Annotated in this window: 14 protein-coding genes and 3 pseudogenes; 10 read left to right on the top strand and 7 right to left on the bottom strand. The window is 62.7% G+C overall.

Annotation, left to right across the window (positions count from 1 at the left end; translation table 11 throughout):
* Positions 1 to 42: 42 nt before the first annotated feature.
* Positions 43 to 333, top strand: a complete 291-nt coding sequence (locus HB681_RS38540) for a hypothetical protein (protein WP_256735220.1) — start codon at positions 43 to 45, stop codon at positions 331 to 333.
* A gap of 283 nt (positions 334 to 616) precedes the next feature.
* On the opposite strand, the pseudogene HB681_RS34790 reads toward HB681_RS38540, so the two are convergent.
* Together HB681_RS34790 and HB681_RS34785 are read right to left on the bottom strand one after the other, a co-directional pair.
* Positions 617 to 1,435: pseudogene (locus tag HB681_RS34790) on the bottom strand (IS630 family transposase); the annotation flags it as partial.
* Between the two features lie 384 nt (positions 1,436 to 1,819).
* On the bottom strand, positions 1,820 to 2,608 hold the full coding sequence (locus HB681_RS34785; RefSeq protein ID WP_213959450.1) for an alpha/beta fold hydrolase: 789 nt from the start codon (positions 2,606 to 2,608) through the stop codon (positions 1,820 to 1,822).
* 302 nt (positions 2,609 to 2,910) lie between these two features.
* Between HB681_RS34785 and HB681_RS34780 the strand changes: the two genes are divergently transcribed.
* From HB681_RS34780 to HB681_RS34770, 3 genes are all read left to right on the top strand, one after another.
* The gene (locus HB681_RS34780) at positions 2,911 to 3,882 is read left to right on the top strand and encodes a hypothetical protein (protein WP_218628388.1); all 972 of its coding nucleotides are present in this window, start codon (positions 2,911 to 2,913) and stop codon (positions 3,880 to 3,882) included.
* Between the two features lie 207 nt (positions 3,883 to 4,089).
* Positions 4,090 to 4,602 carry a glycosyltransferase gene (locus HB681_RS34775; protein WP_345944806.1) on the top strand — a complete coding sequence of 171 codons (513 nt, stop codon included), beginning with the start codon at positions 4,090 to 4,092 and terminating at the stop codon, positions 4,600 to 4,602.
* Between the two features lie 136 nt (positions 4,603 to 4,738).
* Positions 4,739 to 5,182, top strand: coding sequence for a DUF3597 domain-containing protein (locus tag HB681_RS34770; RefSeq protein WP_213959449.1), 444 nt, complete (start codon positions 4,739 to 4,741; stop codon positions 5,180 to 5,182).
* A gap of 28 nt (positions 5,183 to 5,210) precedes the next feature.
* Here the strand turns inward: HB681_RS34770 and HB681_RS38535 are convergent, their stop codons facing one another.
* Complete coding sequence (locus HB681_RS38535) at positions 5,211 to 5,555, bottom strand: ferritin-like domain-containing protein (protein ID WP_256735219.1); 345 nt, start codon at positions 5,553 to 5,555, stop codon at positions 5,211 to 5,213.
* 394 nt (positions 5,556 to 5,949) lie between these two features.
* Positions 5,950 to 6,666, bottom strand: a complete 717-nt coding sequence (locus HB681_RS34760) for an alpha/beta fold hydrolase (RefSeq protein ID WP_213959447.1) — start codon at positions 6,664 to 6,666, stop codon at positions 5,950 to 5,952.
* A gap of 138 nt (positions 6,667 to 6,804) precedes the next feature.
* On the opposite strand from HB681_RS34760, the gene HB681_RS34755 reads away from it, so the two are divergent.
* Entirely contained in the window at positions 6,805 to 7,263 is a 459-nt protein-coding gene (locus HB681_RS34755; protein WP_213959446.1) for a hypothetical protein, read from the top strand.
* A 1,057-nt stretch (positions 7,264 to 8,320) separates the two neighbouring features.
* Here HB681_RS34755 and HB681_RS34750 read toward each other — a convergent pair.
* Positions 8,321 to 9,313, bottom strand: a pseudogene (locus HB681_RS34750) (IS110 family transposase); the annotation flags it as partial.
* A gap of 194 nt (positions 9,314 to 9,507) precedes the next feature.
* Between HB681_RS34750 and HB681_RS34745 the strand changes: the two are divergent.
* From HB681_RS34745 to HB681_RS34725, 5 genes and pseudogenes are all read left to right on the top strand, one after another.
* A complete protein-coding gene (locus tag HB681_RS34745; protein ID WP_213959445.1) occupies positions 9,508 to 9,903 on the top strand; it encodes an Ig-like domain-containing protein in 396 nt (131 codons plus the stop codon).
* Positions 9,904 to 9,988: 85 nt separating this feature from the next.
* Positions 9,989 to 10,243 carry a hypothetical protein gene (locus tag HB681_RS34740; RefSeq protein ID WP_213959444.1) on the top strand — a complete coding sequence of 85 codons (255 nt, stop codon included), beginning with the start codon at positions 9,989 to 9,991 and terminating at the stop codon, positions 10,241 to 10,243.
* A gap of 481 nt (positions 10,244 to 10,724) precedes the next feature.
* A complete protein-coding gene (locus tag HB681_RS34735) occupies positions 10,725 to 10,994 on the top strand; it encodes a hypothetical protein (protein WP_213959469.1) in 270 nt (89 codons plus the stop codon).
* A gap of 17 nt (positions 10,995 to 11,011) precedes the next feature.
* Positions 11,012 to 11,330 (top strand): annotated as a pseudogene (locus tag HB681_RS34730) (IS30 family transposase); the annotation flags it as partial.
* A 753-nt stretch (positions 11,331 to 12,083) separates the two neighbouring features.
* Positions 12,084 to 12,767 carry a M48 family metalloprotease gene (locus HB681_RS34725; protein ID WP_213959443.1) on the top strand — a complete coding sequence of 228 codons (684 nt, stop codon included), beginning with the start codon at positions 12,084 to 12,086 and terminating at the stop codon, positions 12,765 to 12,767.
* Positions 12,768 to 12,865: 98 nt separating this feature from the next.
* Here HB681_RS34725 and HB681_RS34720 read toward each other — a convergent pair whose 3' ends face one another.
* Complete coding sequence (locus HB681_RS34720; RefSeq protein WP_213959442.1) at positions 12,866 to 13,609, bottom strand: hypothetical protein; 744 nt, start codon at positions 13,607 to 13,609, stop codon at positions 12,866 to 12,868.
* A gap of 32 nt (positions 13,610 to 13,641) precedes the next feature.
* Positions 13,642 to 14,373, bottom strand: coding sequence for a tetratricopeptide repeat protein (locus HB681_RS34715; RefSeq protein ID WP_213959441.1), 732 nt, complete (start codon positions 14,371 to 14,373; stop codon positions 13,642 to 13,644).
* Positions 14,374 to 14,401 lie beyond the last annotated feature (28 nt).

The raw sequence follows: 14,401 nt of genomic DNA, 5'->3' as shown, positions 1-14,401 counted from the left end.
GCAAGACGTGATGAGCTTCGTGCTCGAGAACATCCGGAAGATATGGTCCTCGCGCAGCACGATACCGGCTTCACGATCGGCGTGGCCATAGCAAAAGCGATCCACGACGCTGCGTCCACGCAACAACGCGGTGGCAACGCCTGGCAGAAACTGTTGATCGACCTGCGCTTTCATCGCAGCGTGCAGGGCATCGAACCTGGAATCGATCATGGCGGCTTTCGGTTTTGGGAGCGCCTACTCGAGTTCCAATCGCGATACGAGCAAACCGCCCGCTCGACGCCTCGCCGTCCGTCGATTCACCGTCCAACGGCAATGGAGAGGAAGTGCGGGTGAGCGGCCGCTATCTGCGCTTCCTATCGACCGGCGATGGCCGATCAGCGCCGACCGAACCACGAGTTCCTCCGGCAGAAAGACTGGCTGCTGCCGTTCGAATTTTTCTGACGAGCGACGGCGGTCGCAGCAAGGCGACATTCGCCGTTCGTCATCGCGAGCGACCGGTCTACCTCGGCACTTGAACTCGACCTTCGCCAAAATCACTGAAGAAATCCGAGCCAGGGAGGTTTCGCTGACGGGCTGCTTTTCCAATGTCGCGAAATGGCGTGCAGGACCCGTGGACTCAACCGCTGCCGCGGTAGCTGGCCGCCACCGGCCTCGTCCTTCGACAGGAGAACGGAATGACCTTCTGCAGGATGTCGCGAGCGCTCTTGGTCCAGATGAATGGCTTGGGGTTGGCGTTGTGATGTGCGACGTACTCATCAATGGCGGCGACGAGTTCGGGCACGCTGGTGAACACGCCCCGGCGCAGCCTCTCGGTGGTGATGTCGCGGAAGAACCGCTCGACCATGTTCGGCCACGACGCCGAGGTGGGCGTGAAGTGCAGGTTGAAGCGCTGATGCTTGGCCAGCCAAGCTTGCACGGCCGGATGTTTGTGCGTGGCGTAGTTGTCGGCGATCAGGTGCAGCGTCTTGTTCTTGGGCGTCTCGCGATCGATTTGACGCAGGAACTTCAGCCATTCGATGTGCGTGTGATGCTGCTGGCACTGTCCGATGACTTGGCCGTCCAGCACGTTGAGCGCGGCAAACAGCGTGGTCGTGCCGTTGAGCTTGTAGTCGTGCATCATGGTGGCCGCACGCCCCTTCTTCAGAGGCAGCCTTGGCTGCGTGCGGTCCAGCGCCTGCACCTGGCTCTTCTCGTCGCAGCACAGCACCAGCGCGTGCTCGGGCGGCGACATGTACAGCCCCACGATGTCTTCGAGCTTCTGCACGAACTGCGGATCACGCGAAACCTTGAAGCCGCGCACGATGTGCGGCTTCAAGCCGTGAGCATGCCAGTGGCGCATGACGGTGCTGGCACTGACCCCCAGCTCGGCAGCCATCTTGCGCGTGCTCCAGTGTGTGGCCGCCGCAGGCGTGCCCTGGGTCGTCAACTCCACCAACCGGCTGATCGTCGGCGCCTTGTATTTCGGGAAGGACATCCTGATGCCGCTAGCGTTGGCGTTGCTGCTCGGGTTCATGCTCGACCCGCTTGTCGTGCGGATGAAGCAATGGGGATTGCCCCCGTACGGCTCTGCCTGTTGGATGTGGAGGTGCGTTCCATTGGCAAGCGCGAGGTTCGTCTGCTTGAGTCGATGGCTTCAGACGTCATGGAAGCGTTTGCGCGAAGGCGCCGAGCAATGGGGTGAAGTCGTCGTCAACAGCGCCGATGACCACGCGGCGCCGCCGGCAGCCATCGTGGGGCAACTGGTGCCGTCGCAGAGTAGATGCCCCAGGCACCGCAGCACTTCGAAGCGAGAGCGGGTATCTGAGGGGAGGCGAACATTTCACTGGTAGCGCTGTGGATCCGGATAGATCAGCGGACCCAGCAGGCCGCGGCGGAATGGCTTCCAGCCATCCACGGGCTGGGCGAGACGATCTGCCAGCGCAAAGAGCACGGCCGGATGCGCACCAAGCCCGATATGACTGCCGATGACTTCGATATTCTCCGCGGCTGGACCTGGGCGCTCGACGCTGCAACGCCATGCCACAACGCCGTCGCTGCGACTGAAGATGGAGGTTGTGGGAACGCCGGGCGTGGGCTCAACCAGGCGCTTGCGCTCGGGGTCCTCTGCTTTCTTGCCGCTCACCGTTTCGTAGACAATCCATGCGTTCGTGTCGCGCGGCCCTCCAGAGAACGGACTTCCCAGGGTCACGATACTGCGCACGAGCTCGGGCCGCCGCGCTGCCAGTAGGCGCGCATAGACGCCGCCCAAGCTCCAGCCGACCACGCTGACAGAGCCGCCGCTGCTGTCGTGCACGGCCTCGAGTTGGTCGAGCATGCGTTGCTCCACTCCTCTGCGCGGACCGAGATTCCTCCCCTGCCCCCAGCCGTGCACGTCGTAACCACGATTGGCCAGGTACTTGCGTAACAAGGACGTCGAGCCGTCGCCTGCCAACAGTCCAGGGAGGACGATGACGGCGTGACCGTCGCCGCGCGGCGCAGCCTGGAGCAGGGGCCAGAGCGCAAGCGAGGTGCCCGCTTCCAGCAACGCGCGCCCTTCCGCAAGGAGGAGCCACTTCGACGGGGGCTGGTAGTGGTGCAGAGGGTGGATGGGGGCGAAAGTGGTCGGCATGATGAAGATTCAATGAGGACGCAGGAATGTCCGGTCGATCCCGGCAGTGCGTCGTCGGACATCGGCCCGACTCTTCCAGACTTCGCACCGACACATCCAATGCAGGAGCCACTTCACCGAGCCGGCGACTCTCGCTGCGGGCGCGAATTGCCGTCGGCTTTATTGCTCGTCGTTCACTGGCAGCACTGTAGCGCGGCAAAGCGCAAAGCAGGACCAGCGCGACGACCGGGACGGGGCACCCTCCTACGGGCGCGGATCGGACGCACCTTGACAGTGCACCACCCACAGTCTTGGAGCAGGCCATGTTGAATACAGATCCAGCCACCGACGCGGTCAGGCGTCCTGTTCCCGGGCATGACAAACCGGTTGCCGGCGATCTAACGGCCGGAGTCAGCGCAGTGTCGTGGGACGCGATCGTAGCCGGTGCATTGGGAGCCGCCGCTCTCTCCTTGATCCTTCTGATGCTCGGCATCGGTCTCGGTCTTTCATCGATTTCGCCTTGGACGAACCGCGGCGCGGGTGCCGCCGCCATCGGCATCTCGACCATTCTGTGGCTTACGTTCACGCAACTGGCCGCGTCGGGCATGGGGGGCTATCTGGCGGGTCGTCTGCGCAGCCGCTGGGTCAGCGTGCACAGCGACGAGGTCTACTTCCGGGACACCGCGCACGGCTTCCTTGCCTGGGCGCTGGCGACCCTTCTGACCGCATCACTCCTGGGGTCCTCGATCGGCGCGCTTCTCGGCGCCGGGGCCCAGGCAGGCGCGTCTGCGGCGGCCGGCACGGCCACAGTGGCCACTGCCGGCGGAGCTGCCGCCTTGGCATCCAGCGGCTCGGGCAACGGCGGAGCCCAGGGCGCGGGTCCGATGGGATATTTCCTCGATTCGCTGTACCGCAAGGATGCTGCCGCGACGGCACCGCCCGATGCAGCAGGCAGCCAGGAGCGCATGGGCCCGCCGCCGACGGCCGAAGTGGGACGCATCTTTGCCACCAACATCGGCAGCGGCAATCTGCCGCCCGCCGATCTCAAGTACGTCGCGCAGACCGTTGCGCAACGCACGGGTCTCAGCCAGGCGGACGCCGAGAAGCGTGTCGCCGACACCTACGCCGCCGCACAAGCCAAGCTGCGAGATGCCGAAACCGCAGCCCGCGATGCGGCCGACAAGGCTCGCAAGGCGGGCGCCTACGCGGTGCTCTGGATGTTCATCTCGCTGCTCATCGGCGCCTTCATCGCGAGTCTCGCCGCTACGTACGGTGGCCGGCGCCGCGACCTGTAGTCATATTGACTGGAGAACTTCATGCGTTCACTGCTGCTTCTGTTTCTGGGTGTGCCGATTCCGATCATCATCCTGCTCGCGCTGTTCATGCACTGAGCAGCGCATGATTGGCGTCGTCATTCCGGCTCACAACGAAGAGCGTCATCTCGACGATGCACTGCAAGCGCTTGAGTTGGCGCGCTGCGACCTGCGCTGAATGGCGAAGCGGTGGGGGTCGTGGTCGTCCTTGACAGCTGCACTGACCAGACGACCGCGATCGCAATGCGACATCGCGTCGACATCTGCGTGGTCAAGGCGCGCAACGTTGGCGCGGCGCGTGCCGCTGGCGCCCACGCCATGCTTGCCGCGGGCGCGCGGTGGCTTGCCTTCACCGATGCGGACACCAACGTCTCAGCGACGTGGCTGTCCTCGCAACTCGCGATCGGCGCGGATGCCGTGTGTGGCTCGGTGGAAGTGGTCGATTGGTCGCCGCACGGCGAGTACGCCCAGCTCATTGAAGCGCACTTTCTCGAAACCTATTTTGACCGCGACGGTCATCGACACATCCATGGCGCCAACCTGGGCGTCTCCGCGCCGGCTTATTTGCGTGCGGGCGGCTTCCAGGCGCTGGCTTGCAGCGAGGACAGGACTTGGTCCGCGCGCTCGAGGCCAGCGGCGCCCGCATCGCCTGGAGTGCGGCTCCCCGCGTCACGACGAGTGCCCGCAAGGACGGTCGCGTGAAGGGCGGCTTCGCGGATGGCTTGCTGAACGCAGTGGCGATTCGCCTATCGGGGATGAACGCCATGGAATCGTCCTTGCCGACGTGAACATACGTCCCCATTCCCCTGTCACTTTAACGCACTCACCAAGGAACATCATGGGCATTCTGAGCAACATCTTCAGCAAGATCTTCCCTTCCTCCCATGCTGCCGGCGCGCCCCCAGCGCCCCTAGCGCCACCGGCCGGAACCGGCGCCGCAGGCACTGCGGGAACCATCACGCCGGGCGCTGCTGCGCCACCGACGAGCGTCACGTCCACAGCCGCCGCAACTGTGCCAATGCCAGAGGTCGATGTCGAGAAGCAACTTGATGACATGGTGGCGAAATCTCCCGAGAAGCTCAACTGGAAGACCTCTATCGCCGACCTGATGAAGCTCCTGGGCCTCGACAGTTCGTTGCAAGCGCGCAAGGATCTCGCCAAGGAACTGCACTACACGGGCGACACCAACGACTCGGCCTCCATGAACATCTGGCTCCACCGGCAGGTGATGACCAAGATTGCCGCCAACGGCGGCAAGGTGCCTGCGGATCTCAAGGACTGAGTCTGGTTGAATTAATCCCTCGTCGGGATCAGGAGGCAACGGGCGAGGCGGCCACCAGGTGCTCGGTCAGGAACCACACCTGAAGCTCGTTCGTTCGCAACACGTTCGAGACGAAGACATCGTTGCTGCCATCATCGCCTGCATCATCGACCGAGTCGGCTGCCTCGCGCGTGGCGACGATGATCATCTCGTGCGCTTCGGCCAGACGACGAATTTGCACCGCGGCCGGCTCGCGTCCTCGCGGCGGCCGTGGGATCTTCGTGACCTCCGCGATGTCTGCGGCCATCGCAAGCGCGATGCCGCCGGACAGCTGCACGCGTTCGGCCAGGAAGTCCACCAGAAGGACCTGCCCTTCATAGTGCTGGTCGTACATCAAATGGAGCTGGTTGAAGGTCGGTCCGACCACCTGCCAATGAAGTGGCCTGCTCTGAACGGCGATGCCAAGAGTGCCTGCGTGAACCAGGCCAAGGCCGATCGCGACAGGGCCAAGGCCGACATCAAGGTCACCAAGCGCTGAAGAAGGTGCATCGAGCCGCGCTTGCGCGTCCCATGGCCTGAGGCCGCCTGACCTATCACAGCGTATCCTGCCCGCCACGGCACGCGTTACGCCGTGATGCGAATGTCCGGCATGGCGCAAGCGTTGTGACTTCGTGCCCTTAGATGCTCCTTGTGAGGCTGACGCGGGCGCAACATAATCAGGTTCAGCAACTGCATCAGAAAAACAGGGATGCCTTGACGTCTTGCTGCGCGGGGGCTCAGGGCAATCCTCATTCAGTCCGAGCGCCAAAGACTTCGCCGCGCGTCGAGGCTGCTGCTTGCGCAAGCCAGCCCCTCAGCAGATCGCGAAGCTGTTGCTGCCATTCGGGTTGCGACAGTTCGTGATCCGCCTGCGCGATCACCTCGCGCTGCATCGAGCGCGCACCATTCAATGCAGCGGCATAGTTGTCGCTGACGGCATGCGGCACAATCTGGTCCAGCGCGGATTCGATCAGGAGCGCTTCGCCGCGGAACCGTGCACACGCTGCGAGCGCCTTGTTGTGTCGGGGCTTCAGCGCGCGCTGCCGGTATTGCACGAGGTCTTCCTTGTCGAGAAGTTCCTTGGGAGTGGCCCAACCCTCGTCCCGGTAGAGCGCTGGCGACCGCAGTAGCAGCCAACGAACCGGGCGCATGGCGCTGACGAATGCCGCCAGGTACCCGCCGTAGCTCACGCCGATGAGTGCGCCCGCCTGGCTGTCCACACGCGGCGCCGCGGCCAGCGCGTCGTACGCCGTCAGCATGTCGCGAAGATGATCAGCGCGCGAGGCCGATTGGCGCCGTTCCGTCGATGCCGATGTTCCGGGCAGATTGAGCGTGTGGCAAGTCCAGCCGAGGTTCTCAATGTCTTGTGCGACAGACCGGTAGAACGCCTGCTGGTCGTCGTCCCATCCAGGTACTAGAAGGACTCCTGGGTGGCGGGACGCCTGTCTGTTGGTCATGCCCAGCATCGTCGGGGTACGCGCTCGCGGCGGTGTAAGGCGCCGGAGCGGGAACACGCAAGGGATTGCGCTTCTGATGCTGCTCCCAGGGATTCGTCCCACAGTCGGTGCCTCCGGACTCTGACGGCAGATGCGTGCAAGGCGTCCATGGTTGCCGTGTTCGTGTTGCTGGAGGCGTTCATTGCCTTGTTCAATTGGAACGGGGACCGCGTTCTCCTCGAGCGCTATATCTCGAAGAAGACCGAGCGCGAATTCCACAGTTCCAACCTGCGCGTGAGACTCGGGATGTCACCGACCATCCAGATGCGCGACGTCTACTTCGGCAACGCCAAGTGGTCCAAGGACGAGCGCGCCATGGCCAAGATCGAGATGCTGGAGTTCTCGGTCTCTTTTTGCGCGACCTCCCCGATAGGGTCCTCGTGCCGCGCGTGGCGCTCACACGCCCGAGAACTTGTCTTCGAGCGCCTGCCCGACAACCGCAAGAACTGGATCCTTTCCGACCCGTCCGATACGTCCCCCAGCAAACTGCGGATCAGCGCGCTGTCCGTCGAGCACGGAAACCTGCGCTACATCGACCATGGCGAGTCCTTCTCGCTCGACATCTAGGGCAGCACCTTCGATGCGGCCAGCCAAGAGAAGGTGTAAGACGCCGATGCGAAGCCCGCCAACAATCGCTACACGTCGCAGTACGACTTCAAGGGCAAGTACCTCGGCGATGACGCGATCGCCGGGCTCATCCCAATCCCAGGTGCCGATACCGCGTCCGCCCGACAAGGCCAATTGCACGCGTTGTTCGCTGGGCCTGCTGCGTGGTCTCGGTGCACGGGACGAGGACGCCGCCGACGCCATTGGGAGCATCCTCGTCGTCGATGGGACTGTGGCTGTACGCCCAATACACCTCTCCGCGCACGCCATTGAGCGTCATCAGGACACTGGTTCTCATGCCAGGTCGCGCCGCCCCCCGGCCATCACCTGCTGGTTCTGCGGGCCCACCACATCCCAGAGCTCCTCCCAGACCTCACGCGCTGGGCGTCCGAGCGAACCCGGATGGCGGATCGAAATGAGCGAATTACGAGCGAGCGATTCGCGATGGCCCGACCTGCCCGAGCGATGGCGCTGCGCAATCGAACTCAATGCGACCGACGATGGACACTACGGCAGCACGCTGGAGTTGCGGTTGGACGGTGTCCTGAAATGCCGGATGGTGATGACGCGCGTCGGACGCGACACACGTTGGAGGCCCATCGTCGCACCGCGGAACGAGCGGAACGGTGGATTGCGGAACGGACAAGCCGACATGCGGACGGCATTTAAAACCTCCTGGCGCTGGCCTGCGAGGAAGTCGGCTCCTCACCAGGCCATCCGGACGGTGCGCAATAGTTGTCCACCTCCTCATATGGTCGCCACTGTCAATAGCGCACTCCATGGTTTTGGGTTTGTGTGGGGAGGGGATCGATCGGGTGATGCGACACGAGCGTTGCAGCGACGATGAATCAGACTAGACTTATATCCGCGGATTGGTTACCAGCACTCCATCGATTCGTCGCGGGCCTGCCTCGCTCTAGAGTCGGGGATCTTCCTTCCGGTGTGCCCTGGTAGGAGCCTCGAGGGTTGCCCTATCGTTGCTCATATCGCATCACCAGATCGATCCGGGTTTCTCCGTTCAGGTTGACTCGACTTTCTCGCGCTGCGCCTGCATGCCAATGGCCCAGACGAAGCCGGCCAGCTCTCTTGCGACCGCGACGCAGGCCTTGTTAGCTTGCAAGCCACGCGCATTTAAAGCGGCAAACCGCTGAGTCAATCGCAGCTGCGCCGTCCAGGCCATCCTTCGTATTGGTTCGGACAACTCTTGTTGTCGAATCTGCGCCTGTTTGCCGATGCGCGCCTTGAAGCGATAGTTCCAGGCGGCCTCGGTCAGTAGCCGGCGTGCATGCGCGTTGCCGGTCTTGGTGATGCTGCCGCGGCTCGTGCGCTCGCCGCTGGAATGCTCTGACGGAACCAGCCCGAGATAACCCATGAGCTTGCGCGGATGGGCAAAGCGCCCGAGGTCGCCGATCTCGGCCACCAAGCCAATCGCCGTAATCGCGGCGACACCACGCAGTGCCTGCAGCGCACCGACCACCGGTTCGAAGCGCCAGCCAGCGATCGAGGACTGCAGCGCCTTCGTCAGCCGATCGACGCGATCGTCTGACGCCGTCACGGCTTGCCAGTATTCGGTGAACGCCGTCTGGGCGGCACCGGCACCGAAGTTCAGCGTCGCCAGCCACCGGTAGTAGGCACCGCACCACGAAGTCTTGCCCTTGTAGCGCACGTCGTGGCGCAGCAAGAAGCCCTTGAGCTGGTGTCGGGCCTGGAGGCGGCTGTTGACCGCGTCTTCACGTGCCCGCGACAGGTCACGGATTGCTTCGTCGTCTGGATCGGGAATCCACACGGCGCTCAACTGGCCCGCGCGTGAACACTCGGCCAATTGAACGCTGTCGCGTGTGTCGGTCTTGATCCGGTCGCCTGGACGCCGCGGGATCTGCGACGGGGCAATGATCTCGCAGGTGTAGCCCTTGGCCTTCAGGGCACGCTGCAGACCGAAGCCCGTCGGGCCAGCCTCGTACACGATGTGCAACTGCTCGGCGGTACCGAGCTTGGCCAGCACCTTCAGCAGCTTGTGCACGAAGATTTGGCATTGCCACAGGTCCCGGGGGCGGAGGCGTGTCGTAGTTTGCCAAAGCACGATGCGGCCTAAGGGTATCAACCTTGCGATGGCACCGGGCCCGCAGCACAGACAGAAAGCCCTGAAGCGCTTGCAAAGACGTGGTCCCAAAGGCTAACCTCACTCGCAACCACAAGGAGAACGCCTTGAAGCTGCACCCTCAGGCTTACGCCGCTGTCGTCCTGCTTCTTATCATGACGACATGGCCAGCATTCGCTCAGAAGACCTGCCAAATCGATTCCTTCCGCGGCGCCACGTTGCCTCAGGGCACTTCAACCAAGATGCATGTTATCAACAACGGCAGTGCCTGCGTCATGGCCAATTACGGCGAGGCAGCCGACAAGACCGGCGCTGCAGACTCGGGCAGCATCACCAAGCAACCGATGCACGGCAAGGCAGAATTCGTACCGCCCGAGGCGCGCTACACGCCCGAGCCGGGGTATGTGGGCGATGACGAATTCGATTATGAAGCTTTCGCAAGGTCGCGCACCCAGCAGGTCCGGCTCAAACTGCACGTCAACGTGGTCGTGACTGCGCCTTGACCACCGGGGCGGTAAAAAACGCTTATTGCCGCGGTAGGCAAGTGCCAAGCAGCATGCAGCTCTGATTTTTTGAGAGGGCAGGCCAGTGGACGAGGTCAGCCCGAGCCAGCGTTATGCAAAGGCCATCTGGGCTGCGATCAAAGAACGGCCGACGTCCGACGACATTGCGGGACTGGAATACCGCCACGTCGCGTTTGCGGTCTACTGCACGCGCCGCGCACGCGGAGAGAAAGTGTCAAGCCTGCTACGCTATCTTGACCCGGTCTTTGAAGCCGACGAGGCCGAGGCCGCCTACGCTGCGTACCAGTGGCTCAAAACATGTTTCGGCGAAGACGGATAGGCTGGGGCGCGGCGATCAAGCCATCGCCGTTTGCATCCTTCGTTGAACGTTCAGGACGGACCGCCATCAGCGCGGGGTTAGGGACGCCCATTACTGGGCACCCCCCGCACAGATCCGGACGTGCCCAATTAAGGCATCCGGCTGCTGCCGCGGGTGAATGATGGTCAGGCTACCCACCACGCGGATGAGTACCCTGCCCATACACGGTCCAGCCCCTGTGACACGCTATCGCGGCTCTGAGTCCGTCGCGTGCGTGGTTGTCCCGTGTTCCCCTCGGCCCCCGCCCTTGGCTCCACCCCACTCCGCAGTCGGTCGCCCGACCTTGTTCGCAGGCTTCGTCGCTACTATGGCGAGGTCTGACTTCTCCAGCCGTGCATCATCGGCTTCGGCTCCTCGCCTTCCCGATGCGGGCCGTCAGCCCAAACTGGCGCCGACGGTCAGACTGGAGATCTCCCGGTTCCCGCGCAAGGAGCGTGCGCACATGCCAGGGTCTACGACCACGCCGGGTCATCCGGGCGCTTGCGATGGCGCGCTCGGATATGTTGCCTTCCGCAGCTTGGACAGCGTCGGCACCCAGGATCACAATCCTGTCGCGGCTCAATGGCTGGCCTATGCGTTCCCCTACCTACGCTTCGCCGACACCATCGCGGATGCCTGCGCACGGCTCGGGGCCAATGCGGTTCGCTATTCCTTCATTGCGGTGGACTTTCACCACTTACTCCTTGCCGGTCTCCCGGCGCACCCAAGCTGAATTCGATTGCCGAGCCGATGCGCCAGAGCCTGACCTACGACCAGGGCAAGGAGATGTCGCGTCATGCGGATCGCGCTGCACAGACCGGCGTCAAGGTGTACTTCTGCGACCCGCATAGCCCGTGGCAACGCGGCACCATGCGAGAACACGGACGGCCTGCTGCGTCAGTACATGCCCAAGGGGACAGACCTGAGCCTGTTCAGCCAGGACGAGCTCGATGGAATTGCCGACAGCATGAACAACAGGCCTCGCGCCACGCACGCGTGGCACACGCCGCTGGAGGTGTTCGCACGGACACTGGCATCTTCCCATCAACCGCCAGAGTCAATTCAATAACGCCGTTGCGCTTCAGCCTTGAAACCGCCGCCAGGCGCGACCGTCGCAATGAATCATGGCGGTGCGTTGGTTGAAGCGCGTGATTTGGCCGGTGTGCCGCTGCAGCCCTTGATCGGCGAAGCTCACGCTCTGACTGACACGGAAGTTTTTCACGCCGAGCAACCTGCGAAGCGGGCTTGCGCGGCGCGGATGCTTGCTCGCCCCTCTTTGCGGTAGCCGAATCCGTCGTCATGATGTCAACGTGACGAAACCCTGCCGGTGGCATCATCGACGTCCAACTTCAAGGGGACCCGATGATTGTCATTCCCGATGTGAACAAACGGTGCTCAGCGCTGCTATGGACTAGGCCACTACAGCTGCGAGCAAGCCATCCTTGAGGGCGTGAAGCGACGAAAGCTGATCTCCGCCAAGGCGAGCGCCACAGACGGAACCTACCGCAACCTCAAGCTGTGACTTTGTGCACGGTCGGGCCGCCTCCCTGAGCAGACCGCACCGGCCCGTCGCTATCCTTGGTCGAGAAGAAAAACGAGGAGAAGAATGAGGTTTCTTGGTATTCGCAGACTGAGTATTGGCGCCGCTCTTTGGGCCGCAGTATGGGCAGCAACAATTGCTACCGCTGCGCCTCCTTCTACGTCCGCTGTAGCCGCAACTGCAGGCCCTTCGGCAGCTGGTTATGTCGATCGGTACGACTGCTCCAGGGGTAGGTTCCTTGATCTGAGACCAGGTCAGTTCGTCGTAGCCGTCGAGTACGAAATGCAGGTCACCGCGGCGGGGCGAGAAAAAGTAGGCACTGCGCTGTGTCGGGCCGCTGTGGGAGCGTGGGTCTACAGATACAAGCGTGGGAACGACGCCGACTGGGTGCACCGCGGTTTGCAAGCCAAGGTTGTGGGGTATGTTGACGGTAATGCTTACCAAGCTGCATGGGATCGCGACAAGGGCCGCATGTTTGTTGCGGTGAACTTGGCGGACAGAGCCTCTATCGAGGAGTTGGTTTTCACCTTTGGTCATGAGCTTGGACATGCGGTGCTTCGGCACCCTTCCCGGCCAAAGGACACCTCCGCTAGAACTGCTTTAAGTGGAGCGGGCGCCGGAGCCGCGACCGGATATCAGATTGGCAAACGATTGCCGGGCGGCACCGAAGCCCAGGTAGCCGGGACGCTTATCGGAATTCTCGCTGGAGGACTCTCAGCTGACAGCCATGCACACAAGGTCCGTTGCAATCAGACGCCCCAACTGAAGCAGAATGAGATCGACGCCGACGAGTTCGGTGTTCGTGTCCTCTACCATCAAGGCTACACGCTCGTCCAAGCGAAGCTCGCGGCGATGACTTTGCTGTCAACAAATTGGCAGGAAGCTGATTGCACTGATGACCATCCGGCTACCAGTCAAAGAGTTCGGTTGGTCGAGAAGCTAGAGCCCTTGTCCGATGACGACTGACGTCGCACTGAAGTTAGACCGGCATCCCCGTCTTCAGTCGTTGTGCGCGATCTGCGCGGCCAACTGATTAACCCCCTCAACCATCCGCTCGACGCCGCTCAAGGCAACACAACTGCCTTTTTCCACCGCGAGCGTAGGACCTGGAAGCGGACATCATCGTTCAGTTGGTTGAAACGCGGCTCGCGATCAATGCGTTGCCAGTCGTCAAAACCATTGGCCAATGCTGCCGACAAGTACCTCAGCGATCTATCTGCATCGCCTCGCTGCATCGCGTCCACCGCCTGCCCGTACTGAAGCTCTGGCGATTGGGAACCTTGCCGAGCAGGTTCCGCATCGGCTCGAGGCGGCGAACCCATGCGTGGCAACGACGCTGCCGGTGCCGGTGCCCGTGCGATCGCTTTGGCAACGGCTTCCCCGGGCGGAATCGGTAGGTACGGTTTGGCAATGACGGGCGCCGATGCGGGCTGCGCAACGCTCGCCTGAATCGGCCCCTTTTCCGCTGTTGCGCCGGCGACCGATGTCTCAGTGGCACTGCTGCGCCGGTAGTAGATGCGATCGCCAGTGATTGGCAACGAGAAATACATCCGGTCCTTGCCCTCGAAGGCAAAGACGATATCGAAGCCGATCTCCGTCTCCAGTGTCACCGCATCGCCGTCCGCTGCAATGCTGTTGAGCTTCAGTGGCTCCATGCTGCCACCGAAAGCGATGCGGTTCCGCGAAACAGTCAGGTCCGGGCCGATGGGCACACCAATGCCATACATGCGGAACTTTTCGGCGACCCAGTGACCCTCGATCATCCCAGGGTCGGGCCTCTGTCCGCAGCCTGCCGCGGCCAGCAGCATGGCAATCCATAGGGCCCGTACGTGCAAACGCATCACGCACTCTTGCGGTAAGAGCCCATCAGATTCTTGAACTTCGGCTCGTTGCGAATGGGATCCAGGTCAGGGTCCTTGTCCATGGCATCGAAATGCGAAAACCCAGCCATGAAAGCTGCTTCCAACTGCTTGAGAGCCTCGTCGGGTTGCTTTTGACGCAAGCGCACGATGGCCAGGTTGTAGTAGATCAGGGACTCGGAGGCATCGCGCTCACGGGCCTGCGTCAGTTCCTTCTCCGCTCCCGCGAGGTCGCCCTGGCCCATCTTCGCCACGGCGGTCTTGATCATCTCCAATGCTGCGGCGCGGGCGGCCTTTCTCTCTGCCTCCGAGAATTCGCCCTTGCCCAGTTGCTTGTCGGCGTCCCTGCGCGCTTGGGAGGTTTCGGTCTCGCTCGGGGAGATACCCGGGGCCGCAACAACGAACGTGGGCTGAGCAACCGGCTCTGGCGGCGTTGCTCGTGCGTTCGCCGCCGGCTTGGTTGCGCCTCCGAACGCATACCAGCTGCCTCCGCCCGCGAGAACCAGGACCGCAGCCGCCACGGCCAATACCGCGCCAATCTTGCGGCCCCCTTTCTCGGCGGCGTTGCCACCTGCGCCGCCTTTGTCCATCAATTCCAGCGCACAGCCGCAATCGCTGCACTTGGGATCGTTAAGCATTGTCTCGCTGGTGATGAGTTCTCCACGATTGGCGACCGAGCAATCACCCACGGATTTGCATTTGTATTTGTACATCTTCTCTCTCAGGTTGAATGAAGTTCGG

The organism is Variovorax sp. dw_954, from assembly GCF_018449755.1.
GTDB lineage: Bacteria > Pseudomonadota > Gammaproteobacteria > Burkholderiales > Burkholderiaceae_C > Variovorax.
This window is presented reverse-complemented; position numbering and strand designations above follow the sequence as displayed.

Bases quoted from the DNA above. Each gene is read 5' to 3' on its own strand.
- HB681_RS34755 (WP_213959446.1), top strand. From the start codon at position 6,805: ATGGTTGCCGTGTTCGTGTTGCTGGAGGCGTTCATTGCCTTGTTCAAT.
- HB681_RS38540 (WP_256735220.1), top strand. From the start codon at position 43: ATGGTCCTCGCGCAGCACGATACCGGCTTCACGATCGGCGTGGCCATA.
- HB681_RS34715 (WP_213959441.1), bottom strand. From the start codon at position 14,373: ATGTACAAATACAAATGCAAATCCGTGGGTGATTGCTCGGTCGCCAAT.
- HB681_RS34735 (WP_213959469.1), top strand. From the start codon at position 10,725: ATGCCAGGGTCTACGACCACGCCGGGTCATCCGGGCGCTTGCGATGGC.
- HB681_RS34720 (WP_213959442.1), bottom strand. From the start codon at position 13,609: ATGCTGCTGGCCGCGGCAGGCTGCGGACAGAGGCCCGACCCTGGGATG.
- HB681_RS38535 (WP_256735219.1), bottom strand. From the start codon at position 5,555: ATGTACGACCAGCACTATGAAGGGCAGGTCCTTCTGGTGGACTTCCTG.
- HB681_RS34760 (WP_213959447.1), bottom strand. From the start codon at position 6,666: ATGCTGGGCATGACCAACAGACAGGCGTCCCGCCACCCAGGAGTCCTT.
- HB681_RS34785 (WP_213959450.1), bottom strand. From the start codon at position 2,608: ATGCCGACCACTTTCGCCCCCATCCACCCTCTGCACCACTACCAGCCC.
- HB681_RS34780 (WP_218628388.1), top strand. From the start codon at position 2,911: ATGTTGAATACAGATCCAGCCACCGACGCGGTCAGGCGTCCTGTTCCC.
- HB681_RS34725 (WP_213959443.1), top strand. From the start codon at position 12,084: ATGCAGGTCACCGCGGCGGGGCGAGAAAAAGTAGGCACTGCGCTGTGT.
- HB681_RS34770 (WP_213959449.1), top strand. From the start codon at position 4,739: ATGGGCATTCTGAGCAACATCTTCAGCAAGATCTTCCCTTCCTCCCAT.